Raw genomic sequence first — 14869 nt, forward strand, 5'->3', positions numbered from 1 at the left:
CAGCATGGCAGCGTGTGGCGCTGCATGGCTTGGAGGCAGATGGAAACTTGATGTTTCGCCTGTGACAAAGCATCTTACGCGGGGTTTGTCCCTGCATGCCGATGAAAGCCTGTCTTTGCCTGATGATGATGCTGCTAGCGGGGGTGCTCTCCGGGGCGGAGCCTGCATCGGCTCAGGACCCGCTGCTTTCTCCTACGCTGGCGCTCTGCCTGCGACCACTACGGCTGGCGGATGAGCCGGAGATGAATCATGCGGTGGAGACGGTCAAGAGGCTCACCTCATTCTCCCAAACGCAGACTGGCAATGGCCGCAAGGCCGTGGATGCGCTCATCACCATTTTCAAGGATCTCTTTCTCAAGGAACAGGAATACGCCAGCGCGCATCAGGCCTTCATCACTGCCAATCGACAAGCCCTGGCCAAAGAGCTTCAGGCTGAGCAGGCCGAAAGTCCCAGTGGTTCCCTTTCAGGCCCCAATCCACGACTGGGCGGCATCTTGCGCAAGGAAGCCGCAGACATCCGTACCAAGTCCACCAAGCTGCGCGATGCCGCGCTGGCGATGCTGAAGGAGAAGATCACCGCCTACAACGTCTCTGTGAGTTATTTCCAGAACCAAGGGTACAACGAAGTGGTCGTCGTTCTGGCCAATTCGATCTATGCCGTGGTGGACCGCCAGATGCCCAGCTTTGACTTCAAGCCCACCGTCACGCGCGCCTGGCTGCGGCAGCAGCGGGCCTCCTCCTCGTGATGGGCGGAAAGCATCGCGAGGGGTGAAAACAAAAAGACCGTCCGGGCTGCGGACGGTCTCATGGTGAAAACTTGGGGTTTTAGTTCAGCCGGAGGCAGGGCTGCGGGCTACCACTTCTTTTTGAAGCCGCCACCACCACCGCCGAAGCGGTTGCCACCGAAGGGGCGCTTGGGAGGGCCGCCGTAGCCGCCACCGCCAAAACCACCACCGCCGCCTCTGTCGGCATCTTCACGGCGTGGGCCGCCCTCATCGCCGCCGTAGCCGGGGCTGGGGCCTTCGCCTTCGCGGTTCTGCCATGGCTTGCTGCCAAAGCCGCCCTTCTTGAAGCCACCGCCGAAGCCGGGCTTTTTGAATCCGCCGCCTTGGCCGCCGTAGCCTTTGAAGCCACCGCCACCACCACCGCCGAATCCGCCTTTGTTGAAGCCACCTTTGTTGAAGCCGCCGCCAAAGCCGGGCTTCTTGAAGCCGCCACCGGCACCACCGCCGAAGCGCTTGGGGCGGATGCCGCTGGTGTCGTCAGGACGGTCGGCGTGGTCCATGCGGACATCACGGCCGCGCAGCTGCGCACCGCGCACGCCTTCCAGCACGGCTTCCACGGAGTCGTCCGGGACTTCGACAAAGCTGCATTTCTCCAACACGTCGATGGCGCCAATACTGCCGGGGCGGAGGTCCTGGATGGTGTTGTAAAGCATGCCGGCGATGTCCTGCGGGCGCACCTGATCCATGCCGCCCACATTGATGAAGAGGCGCACCATGCCGGAGCGCGGGCCTTTCTGCACCCAGCTGGTCTGCTTCTTGGGCAGGGGGCGCTCGTCTGCAGCGTCTTCGTGGTCGGAGTCGTACTCGTTGTCAAATCGGGCCGGAGTCATGCGCGGTGCCGGGGCAGGGGAGGCGGCCTGGGGGTTCACCGGGCCGGAGTCTTCCTCTTCCGCAGGAGCGGCGGATGCCGCAGGGGCTTCTGCAGACGGTGCAGGAGCGGACTCGGTGCTCTCAGCGCCTGCGGCAGGGACCTCAGCGGCGGAGGCAGCTTCTGCCACCAAAGCGGGGGCGGCAGCTTCTGCCACCAAAGCGGGGGCGGCTTCGGCCTGCGGTGCAGGGGTGGCAGCTGGGGCCGGTGCCGGTTTTGGGGCGGGCGCAGCAGCCTGCGGGCGCGGCTTGGGCTCAAATTTCTTTCCAGCGCGATCTTCCACTATCTGCTCGGTTTCACGCACCTGATCCTTCATGAGGAGGTCCATCAGCGCGCTGGCGATCTCCGTGGGGGAGAAGCCGATGTCCAGCAGGCGCTGGATGCTGTGCTCGTGGTTGGTGTAGCTGGCGCCTTCCAGCACGGCCTTCACCTTCTCAAAAGTCTTGTCCACGCGGGTGGCTTCGAGCTCCTCCTGCGAGGGCACTCGGGCGCGCTCCACGCGGATGTTGATGAAGCGCTGGATGCGCTGCATGAGGTAGATTTCACGGCCTGCCACGAGGCTCACGGCCTTGCCACTGCGTCCGGCACGGCCGGTGCGGCCGATGCGGTGAACGTAGTCTTCCGCATCGTAGGGCAGCTCCAGATTGACGATGAGGTCGATGTCATTCACGTCCAGGCCACGGGCGGCTACGTCGGTGGCCACGAGGACCTCCACGTTGCCATTGCGGAAGTTGCGCATCACGCGCTCGCGCATGGTTTGGTTGATGTCGCCATGCAGGCGGTCGGCGGCGTAGCCACGGGCCACGAGGGCGTCGGTGGCGTCGTCCACAGCGCGCTTGGTATTGGCAAACACGATCGTCAGGCGCGGGGCCTCGATGTCGATCACGCGGCAGAGGACCTCCAGCTTGGAGCGGCCCTGTACTTCGTAGTAGCGCTGCTCGATGGTCGGGGTGGTCAGCGCCTTCTGCTGGATGGTGATGGTGGCGGCGTTGCGCGTGTAGTTTTCCACCAGACGGCGGATGCGCGGCTCAAAGGTGGCGGAGAAGAAGATAGTCTGGCGCTCCTTAGGTACGGCGGCCATCAGGCGGTCGATGTCGTCGCTGAAGCCCATGTCCAGCATCTCATCGGCTTCGTCAAAGACGAGGGCCTTGAGGGCGTCGAACTTGATGAGTCCGCGCTCCATGAAGTCGAGGATACGGCCCGGGGTGCCCACCACGATCTGGGAGCCGCTCTGCAGCGCGCGGATCTGGCGGTCATAGGAGGCGCCGCCGTACACAGGGGTGGCGCGCACGCCTTCCTTGAAGGAGGCCAGCTTGTGGATCTCAGCGCACACCTGCATGGCCAGCTCGCGTGTGGGGCAGAGGATGAGGGCCTGCACCTGGCGCAGAGAGCCGTCCACGCCCTGCACCACCGGGATGCCAAAGGCCATGGTCTTGCCGGAACCGGTCTGGCTCTGGCCCACCACATCGCGGCCGGTCAGCGCCACGGGAATGGCCTGGGCCTGGATGGGAGAGGGCTGCTCAAAGCCGAGGGATTTGACGGCTTCAAGAAGCTCAGGGGAAATTCCCAGTTCAGGGAAGGTGTGTGTACTCATAAAACGAAACTAACGGACTCACGAGCGGTCGGATTCGACTGTTAACAATGCTCGCCCCAGAATTTGAGGGGTGTCACATTGACACCGAAAAGGGAGATAGCAAGGTGTTTGATCTTGGGGGCAGGCCTTGGGTGGCTCCCTAGGCGCGCAGCCAGGGGCACGGATGAAGAGTGATCGAAGGTGCGAAAACACTGCCAAAACTACCCTTATGACCTGCGGCTGTGTTCACGGAGAGAGCAGAAAAAAGCCACTCTCCAGCATGGACGGCGGCAAAACATCCCCTAGAATGCGCGTTTTCACCCAGCCAACCAACCTGCGGGCGATACCTCGCCTGCGTACCCGTCATGTCTTCAGTCTCAGCTCCTTCGTCGTCGTCAGCCCCCACCTCTCTTCGCAACGCCGTCATCCGCTTTGCCGGAAACTCCCAGGACGGAATCCAGTCCATCGGGGGCTTCCTGGCCCGTCTGGCAGGCCGCACGGCCCAGGAGGTGATGACCTACATGACCATCCCGTCCACGATCTCCGGTGGCCCGTCCATCTTCCAGGTGCATCTGGGCTCCGGCGAGGTGCTGCATGAAGGCGACGAGGCGGACGTGCTGGTGGCCTTTTACAAGCACAGCTACCAGAACCACATCGGCTCCCTGCGCAAAGGCGGCATCTGCTTCTACGACACCGCCGACATGACCGCCGAGGACCTGAACCATGACCGTGGCATCATCCACATCGGCGTGCCCTTCACCTCCGCCACCGTGGAGGCCGTGGGCGGCTCCACGCGTGACCGCGGCAAGAACATGTTCGTGCTCGGCATGGTCTGCGCCGTCTTCAATCTCGACAAGGAAAAGCTCGTGGGCATCGTCAGCCGCCAGTTTGGCCGCAAGGACGAGAGCGTGCTGCGCAATGCGCTGCTGGCCTTTGACGCCGGTTTTGCCTATCAGGTGGGCGACGTGGAGAAGTTCTCCTTCGTCCCTGGCGAGGCCCCAGGCAGCCACCGCATCAGCGCGGACGGCAACCAGATGATGACCCTCGGCCTGATCGCCGCCGGTGTGCGCTACGGCTCCGCCTACCCCATCACCCCGTGGTCCTCCATCATGGAAACCCTCCGCGTGGAGCTGCCAAAGTATGGCGGCATCTACGTGCAGGCAGAGGACGAACTGGCCGCTGTGGCCATGACCATCGGCGCTGCCTTTGCAGGTCACCTGGCCATCACCGGCAGTGCAGGCCCCGGCCTGAGCCTGAAGATGGAAGCCCTGGGCTACGCCAGCATGGCGGAGATCCCGCTCATCGTGGTAAACGTGCAGCGCGGCGGCCCCTCCACGGGTCTGCCCACCAGCGTGGAGCAGTCCGACCTCATGCAGGCCATCTACGGCAGCCACGGCGACAGCCCGCGCATCGTGCTTGCGCCCAAGGACGTGGAAGACTGCTTCTACATCGCCCTGGAGGCCGGCAAGCTGGCCAAGAAATATTCCTGCCCCGTCATCATCCTGAGCGATCAGGCCCTGAGCAGCCGCATCGAGGCCTTTGAAGAGCCTGATCTGGACAAGCACTGGGTGGAGCCCGAGCTGGACCTGGCCACCCGCCCGGCTGACTTCAAGCCCTACCCGCTGGACGCCATCACCCGCCACGCCCCGCCGGGAGCCAAGATGGCAGGCGGCAAGTACCCCATCGCCACCGGTCTGGAGCACGACGAAATGGGCCACCCCAGCGGCAGCCCCAAGATGCATACGCTCATGACGGCCAAGCGCCGCAACAAGCTGGTGCAGCTTTCCAAGGAACTGCCGCTGCCCGAGATCCATGGCGACACCACCGGTGACGCCCTCGTGGTCGGCTGGGGCAGCACCTTTGGCCCCATCAAGGAAAGCGTGACCCGCATGCGCAGCGAAGGGCACAAAGTGGGGGCCATCCACCTCCGCCACCTGCACCCCATGCCCGCCGGTCTGGGCGATCTCTTCAAGCAGTACAAGCATGTCGTCTGCGTGGAGATGAACGACTCCGGCCTCTACGGCTACGGCCAGCTGGCCACCCTTCTGCGCGCCAGCCTGGCAGATCCCCGCATCCAGTCCGTCTGCAAGACCGACGGCCTCGCCTTCCGCATCCGCGAGATCGTCACCGGCGTGGAAAAGATCATGACCCAGGCCTGATGCCCGCCCTGCCACCCGCAGCCTCACACATACACCTTTTTTAAATCATCCATGTCCACCGCCATCGACACTCCTGCTGCTCCCGCCACGGAAAAGCTCACGAAAAAAGCCCTCACTGCCGACCATCCCACGTGGTGCCCCGGCTGCGGCGACTTCGCCGTGCTGAACATCTTTTACCGCGTGCTGGAAAAGCTGCAGTATCCCCATGAAAACATCGTCTGCGTGGCCGGCATCGGCTGCTCCAGCCGCTTCCCGTATTTCATGAACACGCACGGCATCCACTTCATCCATGGTCGTGCGCTGCCCCTGGCCACCGGCATCTCCCTGAGCCGCCCCGACGTGCACGTCTTCGTCTTCGGCGGTGACGGCGACGGCTTCTCCATCGGCGGCAACCACCTCAACCACGCTGCGCGCAAAAACATCAAGCTTACCTACGTCATCATGGACAACTTCGTCTATGGCCTGACCAAGAAGCAGACCAGCCCGACGAGCCCCATCGGCTTCAAGAGCAAGACCGACCCCACCGGCAGCATTGACCGTCCCATCAACCCCATGCGCCAGCTCCTCGCCAGCGGCGCCACCTTCATCGCCCGCACGCATGCTGCGCAGGTGAAGCACATGGAGGCCATGTTTGAGCGCGCCATCCTGCATGATGGCTTCAGCGTGGTGGAGTGCCTGAGCGAGTGCGTCATGTTCTACTCCGGCGCTTTCGACGACAGCACCCCGCGCAAAGGCGGCACCTACGAACTCATCGATGAAACGCAGCACGACGTCACCGACGAAACCGCCGCTTTCAAGATGGCCGAAAACCTCGCCCCGGGGAAATTCGGTGTCTATTATCAGGTGAACCGCCCCACCAAGAACGCCCTGGAGCAGAAGTGGATCGACGAGACTCAGTCCAAGCTCGGCGGCGTCTCCCAGAAGGAGATCCTCAAGAAGCGCTTTGAGGCTATGAGGTAGCCCCGAGGCTGGGCCATCAAGGCGCAGTCAAGACTTCAAGCCCCGCCATGACAGGCGGGGCTTTTTGTTGTAGGGAAGTGGTGCAGGTGCTGCTGCCTGCAAGGCTTGATGTCATGAAATCTTCTGTTCGAAAATGTCTGTTCCGATTGGGGCTGGGCATTCTCATCATCTATGCTGCCCTGAGTCTCGTCGGAGCGGGCTTGTTGAGCCGAGACGCGACGCCGTCTGTTTCAGACGCAGATATTTCAAAGCTGGCGGCAAGGCCGATTGATGTGCGGTGGCAGGATACCTGCGAGGTCATGGAAAATGCTTTGCCAAAGGGAACGCCACTGACGTGGGCGGAACTGGAATGCGCCCGAAAGCTTGTGCAAGTGGCCCTCACAGCAGTGCCGGATGAATGGGAGGGGCGTGATCTGGCTCCTGCGTCGTCGGGGACGGTTCAATACCTGCGACTATTGTATCCGGAGCTCAATCGGCATGTCATTCACGGGCGCGGAAATGAGCCCTATGATCTCCTTCGCTTGGGCGTGGTGCAGCAGCACATTTCCTCTCAAGGTCCGCACTACTGGCTCGTGCCTCTTGTTGAAGCATCAAGGTGGCTGAATCCAGCGCTCTAATGCGTGGGAGGCGGGTGACTCACACCCGCACCAGGCTCACGATCTGCGCGGCGCTGAAGGTGTGGCCTGCCAGCACGAGGCGCAGGTCTTTGACGGAGGTGGTGGCGGTTTTTTCTGGCGGCTCTTCGGCCAGGCGGAGAAGGCCCTCGCGCTCACGGGATTCGCCGCGGAGCAGTACGCGCACCATTTTGCCGGGAGGGATGCCCCAGCGTTTTTCAAAGGCGCGGCGGGCCTCCTCGGCCTCCTGCCGCCAGCGGGCGAAGCCGTCTGCATCGGCCTGCACGGGAAGCTCGGTGCTGCGCTTGCGTGCCTGCTCTGCTGCTTTCTCGGCGGCCATAGCGGACTTCCAGGCGGTGTAGCCGTCGGTGGTGGCTTCGGTCTCGGCTGCAGGCGCGGCCTGAAAGAGATCCAGCCCAGCGGTCACGTCCTTCTGCGGCACGGGCGGCAGAGAGCCTGTGCCCGTCAATGGCGCGCCGGCCACGGCCCAGGAGCGCGGCGTGAAAAGCGGCAGAGAGGGGGCTTCGGAGTCGCTCATGCGCGCAGGGCTGGGGGCTGCACCCGCTGCGGTGCGGGCAGGGGTGTGCGGGAGCTGGCGGCGGGCTTTTTCCTCATGCGTCTGGGCCGCGCATTCAAGCGCACGAAGGTGAAACGCCAAGGCCGAACTGCATCCGTGTGTGCATGAGTGAACGCGAAAGTGTCTCATCTTCGCCTTGCACGTTTCTGCCGCTGGTGCTTTGTGCGCACCCCCCGGATTCTGATGCCCGCCAACGCCACCACCGCTGAAATCGTCGCCGCCATGCGCTCTGCGCAGCGTATTGCCGTGGTGGCCCATGTCCGCCCGGATGGAGATGCCGTGGGCTCTGTGCTCGGCCTCGTGCTGAGCCTGCGTGCGCTGGGAAAAGACGTCATCGCCATTCTGGAGGATGGCGTGCCGGGGCATCTCGCCTTTCTGCCCGGCACAGACACGGTGGTGCAGCCCGGCACCGAGCCTCTGGGGCTGGACCTCGCCATCGCACTGGACACCTCCACCCACGAGCGCGTGGGGGCCAAGACCAAGGCGTTGCTGGATGCCGCCCCGCTGCTGGTCAATATCGATCACCATCCCACCAATCCCGGCTACGGCCAGCTTAATCTCATCGATGCGGACTCCCCCGCCACCGGCCAGATCATCTACAATCTCCTGAGCGAGCACGGACTGCCCATCGACGATGCCGTGCTGCAGAATCTCTTTGTGGCCATCTCCACGGACACGGGCTCCTTCCAGTTCTCCAATGTGAATGCGCGCACGCACCGCATCGTGGCGGAGATGATCGAGGCCGGGCTGGACACCGCGCGCCTGGCGCAGCTCGTCTATCAGTCCTACCCGCTGCGCCGCCTGGAGCTCATGCGGGACATGCTCAACCACATGAAATTCAGCGCCGACGGCCGCGTGCTGAGCTGGCAGCTCCGCCGCGAGCTGATGGAAGCCGTGGGCATGCAGGCCGGAGACACCGAGGGGCTCATCGACATCCTACGCATGGTGGACTCCGTGGTGGGCTGCGTCATTTTTGAAGACATGCCGGATGGCAAGGTGCGTGTGAGCGCCCGCTCCAAGGACAGCCGGCTGGACGTCTCCGTGGTCTGCGGCCACTTCGGCGGCGGCGGCCACCGCATGGCCTCAGGCACCCGGATGAAAGGCCCCATCGAAGAGGCCGCACAGAAATTTTTGGAAGTACTCGAACATGAAGTCAGACGAATTGATTAGCGGCGTCCTCCTGGTGGACAAAGGCCAGGACATGACCTCACACGATGTGGTGGCCGTGGCCCGGCGCTGCCTGAACATGAAGAAGATCGGCCACTGCGGCACGCTCGATCCCATGGCCACGGGCATGCTCATTCTCGTGCTCGGAAACGGCACCCGCCTCTCTGATCTCCTCATGTCCGAGGACAAGGAATACGTAGGCACCCTCAAGCTCGGGCAGACCACCAACAGCCAGGACGCCGAAGGTGAAGTGACCGAGGAGAAGCCCGTGCCCGCCGATCTCACGCTTGAGCAGGTGAAGGCCGCCTTTGACACCATGCGCGGAGATTTCTACCAGATGCCGCCCATGGTCTCCGCCATCAAGGTGGACGGCGTGCCGCTCTACAAGCTGGCCCGCAAAGGCCAGGAAGTCGAGCGCGAGCCCCGCTTTGTGCGCGTGTACGACTACGAGATCACCCGCTTTGAGCCGCCGTATGTGGACTTCCGCGTTGTGTGCAGCAAGGGCTTCTACGTCCGCACCTACGCGCACGATGTGGGTCAGAAGCTCGGTTGCGGCGCGCACCTCAGCGCCCTGCGCCGCACCCGCTCAGGCCACTTCCGCCTGCTGCCCGGCAAGTACGTCACCTTTGACCAGCTCAAGCAGGGGAAGAAAGACGAAGTCCTCTCCTCCATGCTCACGCTCTATGATGTGAGCAAGCTGCGCGGGGCGTAAGTGCTTGGTCAGAGTGTCTTGATTCTGAAAAAGGGATTCGGTTCGGCTGTGCGCCTATTTCGCATCGGTGCTGGTTTACTGGCCTCGGTGTTAAGTTCCTGCTAACGGGGTGTTTCATCCGCCAAGGCTGGGATGCATCTTGGCTACGACTTCACTTTTCCGACCATGAAACTCTGCCTCACCCAAAGGCTGGCTTTGCTTCTCTCTCTATTTGTCAGCCATACTGGTTTCACATCCAGCGCTGCGGCACAAACGGCGGCCCCGGCTTCATCTTCGGCATCGGCACAGCCTGCTGTCGCACCAGTTGGACAAAGTTGTTATTTCGCAATTTGTTTGCAGTCTCTATTCACCCGTCAGGAATACACTTTAGCCATCCAATAAATGAAGCACCATGTGCGTTGCAGCGGGGAGCGAGTCCTTTCCGAAAAGCCCATCGCACACTCGACAAAGTCTGCCCAGCTTCAATAGTCCTACTATCCAATGCCTGACAAGACCGCCAAGACAGCCGCCGCTACGGACAAAGATGAAAAACTGCCGCCCACGCCTCCTGCAGTCATGGCGGTGCTCATCGTCATCCTCATTGGCCTGATGTTCGCCACCTACCAGGCGTATTTCTATCCCAGCCTGCCTTCTACCTGGAAGGCCATTCATGAGAAGCCTGATCTTCCCATGACTCAGGTGAACGATATTCTTTCCAAAAGCGGAGCCACGATCGACTCCATCAAGCCCCTCCCGGAAGGTACTCTGGAGACTTGGCAGCTCAAGCATCGGACTGGTACGTGGACGATCGAGGTCAGGCTGAAGAAGACACCTGCAGGTGTTGTTTACGGCTCTGAGCAGGTCCGCTGCTACATCACCAATTTTCCCAGCTTTACCCGCACGTGGGACTACCCGGCCACAGCAGCTACTGCTGGATCAGCATCTGCCGCAACACCTTCGCCCGTGGCTACAGCGCCAGCCAAGTGACTGCTGATTCTTGAAGCCTTAGGGCAATAAAAAACGCCGGCAGATAACCTGCTGGCGTTTTTCAATTTAAAGCGAAGCGCTGTTCTTCAGTGCCAAAAGTGGAACCACTGATTAAGCCATCCCACCACGGCAGCAATGGAACCTAGGACAATAAGACCTTCGGTGAGCATGCGGAGTTGCACGCTGCGGCGGGCGCGGCGCTGGGCGATGGGCACACGACGATTGCTGCGTGGTGCTGGGGAGGAAAGCTCCATCGGTGGCACCATGTTGATGTTTTCCAGACGGTGCTTGCTCTTGAGGCGCGGGGCGTCGGTGATGAAGCACTCGAGGCGGTGGATCTGGTCGCTGAGCTCATCGGAGCGGCGGGCCAGCTGGCGGCTCTTGCGCTTGGGGGATTCCTCCTGCTTCAGTTGTTCTTGAGCCGATTTGGCGCGACGGGAGCGCACTTTGCGATTGCCGGAGAACAGAGACATAAGCGTGCAGGAAGAAAGGGTGGAGACGAGTAGGGAGAGATCCTCACATTCTGCCAGGAGGCAGAAATCAGAACATCAGGCGGATGAGGACGATGGCCACGATCACGGTGCCCATGAGGGGCAGGGTGAAGGCAAAGCCACGGCGCATCCAGGTCTTGAGGTCATCGGCCTCGGGAGCGAAATAGGAGGGGGCTGCCACGGAGACGCCGCCTTCGTCCATGCTGGAGGAGCCAGTGGAGATGGGCTCCTGCGGGCCCATGGCGTGCAGGCGGCGGATGCCTTTGGCGTAGCCGCTTTCGGCGTCTTCGATGGCGGCCAGGGCATTGTCCAGCTCTTCGCTGACCTGGGCGCGGTGCCACTTCTCGGGCTGGAGCGATTTCAAAATTTCCAGATGGCGGCGGAACTCATCATGCGTCAGGGCAAACTCCTCCACGCGCTTCTGGGCGTCATAAAGCTCGCGCTCCACGAGGCTGGCGGAGCGGCTGATCTTGTCCATGAGCTCTCGCTTGCCAGCGACGAAGCGCTCCTGCTTCACGCGCAGGGCTTCCAGGTGCTGCTTCTGGCGCTCGATCTCCTCCTGCTGGCGGCGCAGTTCCAAGAGCTGCTCCTGGGCGGCCTTCACTTTGGAATCGACGTTCTCCAGAGAAGTGGTCTGGGTGTGATCCTCCATAAATTCTGGAGCATCTTCGAAGACCAAAAGATTGTCCTCTTGAGGGCCAGAGGCTGTGGCGAGAGCAGGCGCTTTGCGGGTGATCATGGGACGTGCTGGAAATTATTTCCAGTCCGCTGATACTACAGATACCTTAAATATTCCAGATTTTTCGTCTGTTTTTTGGCAAAAAAGTAGGGGATCCCCCCAAATAGGGTGGTCAGCAGGCAGAGGCCGACCAGCGCGGCCAGTTCGATGCGGTTGTCATATTGCAGGAGTGTGACGGCATCCTGCCGCAGGTTTTGCCAGGAAGGGATGAGCAGGAGCGTCATGCCGCCCACGATGTAAACGAAGCTGGCGATGAGGCATACCGTGCCGCCGAAGCCGGAGACAATGCGGGCGGGATTTGACTCACGAAAATTGGGCACCAGTGCGCCGAGGCTGAGAGCCAGGGAGGTGAGGCCGTAGCTCATCAGAAAGATAGAGGCGCTGAAAAAGAGGATGCGCTGGCCGGGCAGGCCCAAGGAAACGCCGGAGGTGATGACCAGCACCACCATGATGATGGAAAGCACGCTGGCGCTGAGGCGCAACTTCAGCGCCAGCACACGATGCAGAGGCAGGGGAGAGAGGCCCAGGATCCACAGCCGCTGGCCCTCCAGGCTGAACTGCGGGTAGATGAAGCGGGTGGTGAGCGTGGAGAGCGCCAGGCAGCACACCAGGAGGTTCAGATGGCTGATGACGGTGATCCAGAAGGGATTTTGCAGATCATAGCCCATCTTTCGCAGGTTCATGGAATAGATGAGCAGCAGGCCGAAGACGATGGCGGTCTGGCCCCACTGTACGGGCTCTCGCCAGAAGGTACGCACTTCCTTGACCAGCAGGGCGTAGGAGGGGCGGTCCAGCCCCAGCATGCGGCGCATCCAGAGGCTGAAGCGTCCGGGGCCGGTGCTCGTGAAGGTTGCCTTGCGCTTGCTCACCACGCCCGGGGCGGCACTCATCACGCGGTTCCAGGCAGGGTAATACCCTGCGCTGGCCACTCGGGTGGTGATGAGGATGCTCATCAGCGCATTAGCCAGCAGTACGAGATTGTAGAATCCGGTGCGCGCATAGATGCCACGTCCGGCGGCTTGGATGGTTTCCGCCACCCAGGAGCTGGGCAGCAGCGGGTGCATGCAGATCTCCGTGTGTTTCAGGATCTGGTTCAGGCTGGCGCTGAGATCTCCGGAATTCAGCGTGTCCACGCTGGTGCGCCACACGGGCAGGGTCTGGATCAGCAGCACGGCCAGGAGGAGGACGAGCGGCTTCCACATCCAGCGGCGTGCCCAGAGCACGAGGGCGATGAGCAGCCAGGTGGAGACATTGGCGGCGATGGTGACGAGTGCCAGCAGCGCGGGCACCACGGCCAGCATGAACCGGGCATCCGCCTTGTAGCTCTGCGCCAAAGCCAGCAGGATGGGTGTGCTGAGCAGCATGAGGCCCCAGCTGGCCAGCAGCATGCCCTCCAGCGTCTTCCACAGCACGAGGCTGCGAGGCTCCAGCGGCAGGGCTATCTGCCACTCCATGTCCTTGCGCCGGAAGAGGCTCATGCCGGTGATGGTGGCATTGGACACGATGAGCATCACAAAGAAGAAAAAGAACAGCAGGAAAACCAGCCGCTCGGTGAGCAGCGGGCCCACCAGCGGCAGCTTCATGATGAAGTCCAGCCCGCGCCCCACCAGCAGGTAGGCCGCCAGGCTGTAGAGTCCTAGAAAGCCGCCCACCGTAGCCCCCAGCAGCCGGTTCTCACGCACGCCCTGGCGTATCTTGTGCCGCAGCATGCGCCCGTGGGTGCGGGCAAGCAGGCTGGTGGTGGAGGCGGTGGTCATGCCATTAGCACTGGGCTATTATTTGTTTCCGAGCATGTTTTGCTCGATGAGGTTTCTCTTTCCTCCGATGGTTTCCAGCGAGGGTAGCTTGCTGCGCAGTTCCTTGTCGCGGTCGTCCTGGATGAGGTTTCCGGTGATGAGGCTGTTGCTCACCTGCTCCAGGCGGATGCCGATGCCGTCGGAGTCGAGCACGCTGTTGTGGCAGATCTGCATGCGGTTGCAGGATTCCACATCCACGGCGGCGCGCTGCTTCCACACACCGCTGATGACGTTGTTGCTGATGATGCTGTCCTCGCAGCGCTGGATGAGCAGGCCGTTGTTCTCGGCGTTGTCGTTGCCATTGACGAGATAGCGCGGGTTGCGGTCAAAGTTGTTGCCCGTGACCACGATATTGCTGCTGTCCTGGATGATGAGGTCGCGCTGGAAACCCTCCCAGAAGGTGTTGCCGCTGATGGTCACTCCGCGAGAGTGCTGCACCTCCACATTCACTTGCACGTCACTGAAGACATTCGCCGTGATCGTCACATTCCCTTCGCGTGTGTGTTCGCGTCCGCCGCGGCGCAGCAGGGAGGGATCAGTGCCGCTGCCGATGATGCGGATATTGGCAGAATCGGGCGACTTGTGCGTGTGCTGCAGGGTGCAGCCGGTGATGGCCACCTCTCCGATGGAGCCGCCGCGAGAGTCGAGCATGACATTGGCGCTGGGCGGGCCATCCTTGGCGTGGTTGCCCTCGATGTCGCAGGTGCCGATGTGGAGATTGCGCACATTCCCGCCTACTGAAACGACTCCGCCGCCGCCATTGTAGCTGATGTGGCTGCCCACGATGTTGGACTGGTGCAGGTTCACATTGTCGTAGAACACACCGATGCCTGTATTGTGGTAGAAGTGGCAGGCGCTGATGAGCACATTGCGGTTGCGCACGGAAAGATGCACCGCATGCCGGCACTCGCGCACGACCACACGGCTCAGGGTGATCTGCATGGTGCCAGTGGCCTCGATGCCGTCGGCCTCGGCGTGTGCGCCGATGATCTCGATGCCCTCCACCATGGGGGAGCGCTCGTTGTCCCATACTTGTGGCTTGAAGGAATCCGGAGCTGCCGAGCCCTCGTGCGTGCCGATGAAATGCAGCGCGGGGCCTGCCGCAGCCATGATGAGCTGCACGGTGCCGTCTCCGCTCACGGCGGCGTAGCCCGTCTTGGTGAGATCTACCTTCAGTGTCTGGGTGATGCGGTATTTGCCTTTGGCCAGCTTGACGCTGCCTGTGGTATCGATCAGATGCTGGATAGCCGCCGTGTCGTCTGCCTTGCCATCACCCACGGGCTGCTGTGCCAGAGCCGCGCTCGCTGCCATCAGCAGCAAGAGAAAAGATTTTGTCATCATTCTTTAAGCCTAGACGTCCGCGCGGGTTTCCGTCAATTTTAAGCTGATTTAGATGCTGAGAATTCATCTCGGCCATTAGGAAGAGCGCAATCAGTTGAAACCAATCGGTTTAACGCGACGT

The 14869-nt window shown here is 61.9% G+C and carries 14 protein-coding genes; 8 read left to right on the top strand and 6 right to left on the bottom strand.

Annotated elements, in window-relative coordinates; genetic code table 11:
- Positions 1-101 precede the first annotated feature (101 nt).
- The gene (locus tag HNQ65_RS00750; RefSeq protein WP_184337388.1) at positions 102-746 is read left to right on the top strand and encodes a hypothetical protein; all 645 of its coding nucleotides are present in this window, start codon (positions 102-104) and stop codon (positions 744-746) included.
- Positions 747-853: 107 nt separating this feature from the next.
- Here the strand turns inward: HNQ65_RS00750 and HNQ65_RS00755 are convergent, their stop codons facing one another.
- The gene (locus HNQ65_RS00755) at positions 854-3247 is read right to left on the bottom strand and encodes a DEAD/DEAH box helicase (protein WP_184337390.1); all 2394 of its coding nucleotides are present in this window, start codon (positions 3245-3247) and stop codon (positions 854-856) included.
- A gap of 344 nt (positions 3248-3591) precedes the next feature.
- Between HNQ65_RS00755 and HNQ65_RS00760 the strand changes: the two genes are divergently transcribed.
- The 3 genes from HNQ65_RS00760 to HNQ65_RS00770 all read left to right on the top strand — a co-directional run bounded on the left by HNQ65_RS00760 (position 3592) and on the right by HNQ65_RS00770 (position 6962).
- Complete coding sequence (locus HNQ65_RS00760; protein ID WP_184337392.1) at positions 3592-5385, top strand: 2-oxoacid:acceptor oxidoreductase subunit alpha; 1794 nt, start codon at positions 3592-3594, stop codon at positions 5383-5385.
- Positions 5386-5436: 51 nt separating this feature from the next.
- On the top strand, positions 5437-6345 hold the full coding sequence (locus tag HNQ65_RS00765; protein WP_184337394.1) for a thiamine pyrophosphate-dependent enzyme: 909 nt from the start codon (positions 5437-5439) through the stop codon (positions 6343-6345).
- 113 nt (positions 6346-6458) lie between these two features.
- Positions 6459-6962 carry a hypothetical protein gene (locus tag HNQ65_RS00770; RefSeq protein ID WP_184337396.1) on the top strand — a complete coding sequence of 168 codons (504 nt, stop codon included), beginning with the start codon at positions 6459-6461 and terminating at the stop codon, positions 6960-6962.
- Positions 6963-6981: 19 nt separating this feature from the next.
- On the opposite strand, the gene HNQ65_RS00775 is transcribed toward HNQ65_RS00770, so the two are convergent.
- Positions 6982-7617, bottom strand: coding sequence for a hypothetical protein (locus HNQ65_RS00775; protein WP_184337398.1), 636 nt, complete (start codon positions 7615-7617; stop codon positions 6982-6984).
- Positions 7618-7719: 102 nt separating this feature from the next.
- Between HNQ65_RS00775 and HNQ65_RS00780 the strand changes: the two genes are divergently transcribed.
- The 4 genes from HNQ65_RS00780 to HNQ65_RS00795 all read left to right on the top strand — a co-directional run bounded on the left by HNQ65_RS00780 (position 7720) and on the right by HNQ65_RS00795 (position 10381).
- Positions 7720-8706 (top strand): DHH family phosphoesterase, encoded by a 987-nt coding sequence (locus HNQ65_RS00780; RefSeq protein WP_184337400.1) that lies wholly within the window; start codon positions 7720-7722, stop codon positions 8704-8706.
- The gene (truB, locus tag HNQ65_RS00785; RefSeq protein WP_184337402.1) at positions 8684-9415 is read left to right on the top strand and encodes a tRNA pseudouridine(55) synthase TruB; all 732 of its coding nucleotides are present in this window, start codon (positions 8684-8686) and stop codon (positions 9413-9415) included. Before HNQ65_RS00780 ends, truB begins: the two co-directional genes overlap by 23 nt.
- A 165-nt stretch (positions 9416-9580) precedes the next feature.
- Positions 9581-9796, top strand: coding sequence for a hypothetical protein (locus tag HNQ65_RS00790; RefSeq protein ID WP_184337405.1), 216 nt, complete (start codon positions 9581-9583; stop codon positions 9794-9796).
- A 99-nt stretch (positions 9797-9895) separates the two neighbouring features.
- The gene (locus HNQ65_RS00795; protein ID WP_184337406.1) at positions 9896-10381 is read left to right on the top strand and encodes a hypothetical protein; all 486 of its coding nucleotides are present in this window, start codon (positions 9896-9898) and stop codon (positions 10379-10381) included.
- Between the two features lie 86 nt (positions 10382-10467).
- On the opposite strand, the gene HNQ65_RS00800 is transcribed toward HNQ65_RS00795, so the two are convergent.
- The 4 genes from HNQ65_RS00800 to HNQ65_RS00815 all read right to left on the bottom strand — a co-directional run bounded on the left by HNQ65_RS00800 (position 10468) and on the right by HNQ65_RS00815 (position 14748).
- The gene (locus HNQ65_RS00800; RefSeq protein WP_184337408.1) at positions 10468-10854 is read right to left on the bottom strand and encodes a hypothetical protein; all 387 of its coding nucleotides are present in this window, start codon (positions 10852-10854) and stop codon (positions 10468-10470) included.
- 67 nt (positions 10855-10921) lie between these two features.
- The gene (locus HNQ65_RS00805; RefSeq protein WP_184337410.1) at positions 10922-11611 is read right to left on the bottom strand and encodes a hypothetical protein; all 690 of its coding nucleotides are present in this window, start codon (positions 11609-11611) and stop codon (positions 10922-10924) included.
- Positions 11612-11646: 35 nt separating this feature from the next.
- Positions 11647-13368, bottom strand: coding sequence for a putative ABC transporter permease subunit (locus tag HNQ65_RS00810; protein ID WP_184337412.1), 1722 nt, complete (start codon positions 13366-13368; stop codon positions 11647-11649).
- An 18-nt stretch (positions 13369-13386) separates the two neighbouring features.
- Positions 13387-14748: a right-handed parallel beta-helix repeat-containing protein gene (locus tag HNQ65_RS00815; RefSeq protein WP_184337414.1), complete on the bottom strand. Its 1362-nt coding sequence runs from the start codon at positions 14746-14748 to the stop codon at positions 13387-13389.
- Positions 14749-14869: the final 121 nt, after the last annotated feature.

Source organism: Prosthecobacter vanneervenii, assembly GCF_014203095.1.
Taxonomy (GTDB): Bacteria; Verrucomicrobiota; Verrucomicrobiia; order Verrucomicrobiales; family Verrucomicrobiaceae; genus Prosthecobacter; species Prosthecobacter vanneervenii.

What these genes read in the sequence shown, in the direction of transcription:
- HNQ65_RS00770 (WP_184337396.1), top strand. Translation starts at nt 6,459, where the DNA reads ATGAAATCTTCTGTTCGAAAATGTCTGTTCCGATTGGGGCTGGGCATT.
- HNQ65_RS00795 (WP_184337406.1), top strand. Translation starts at nt 9,896, where the DNA reads ATGCCTGACAAGACCGCCAAGACAGCCGCCGCTACGGACAAAGATGAA.
- HNQ65_RS00800 (WP_184337408.1), bottom strand. Translation starts at nt 10,854, where the DNA reads ATGTCTCTGTTCTCCGGCAATCGCAAAGTGCGCTCCCGTCGCGCCAAA.
- HNQ65_RS00790 (WP_184337405.1), top strand. Translation starts at nt 9,581, where the DNA reads ATGAAACTCTGCCTCACCCAAAGGCTGGCTTTGCTTCTCTCTCTATTT.
- HNQ65_RS00805 (WP_184337410.1), bottom strand. Translation starts at nt 11,611, where the DNA reads ATGATCACCCGCAAAGCGCCTGCTCTCGCCACAGCCTCTGGCCCTCAA.
- truB (WP_184337402.1), top strand. Translation starts at nt 8,684, where the DNA reads ATGAAGTCAGACGAATTGATTAGCGGCGTCCTCCTGGTGGACAAAGGC.
- HNQ65_RS00810 (WP_184337412.1), bottom strand. Translation starts at nt 13,368, where the DNA reads ATGACCACCGCCTCCACCACCAGCCTGCTTGCCCGCACCCACGGGCGC.
- HNQ65_RS00755 (WP_184337390.1), bottom strand. Translation starts at nt 3,247, where the DNA reads ATGAGTACACACACCTTCCCTGAACTGGGAATTTCCCCTGAGCTTCTT.
- HNQ65_RS00780 (WP_184337400.1), top strand. Translation starts at nt 7,720, where the DNA reads ATGCCCGCCAACGCCACCACCGCTGAAATCGTCGCCGCCATGCGCTCT.
- HNQ65_RS00815 (WP_184337414.1), bottom strand. Translation starts at nt 14,748, where the DNA reads ATGATGACAAAATCTTTTCTCTTGCTGCTGATGGCAGCGAGCGCGGCT.
- HNQ65_RS00765 (WP_184337394.1), top strand. Translation starts at nt 5,437, where the DNA reads ATGTCCACCGCCATCGACACTCCTGCTGCTCCCGCCACGGAAAAGCTC.
- HNQ65_RS00750 (WP_184337388.1), top strand. Translation starts at nt 102, where the DNA reads ATGAAAGCCTGTCTTTGCCTGATGATGATGCTGCTAGCGGGGGTGCTC.
- HNQ65_RS00760 (WP_184337392.1), top strand. Translation starts at nt 3,592, where the DNA reads ATGTCTTCAGTCTCAGCTCCTTCGTCGTCGTCAGCCCCCACCTCTCTT.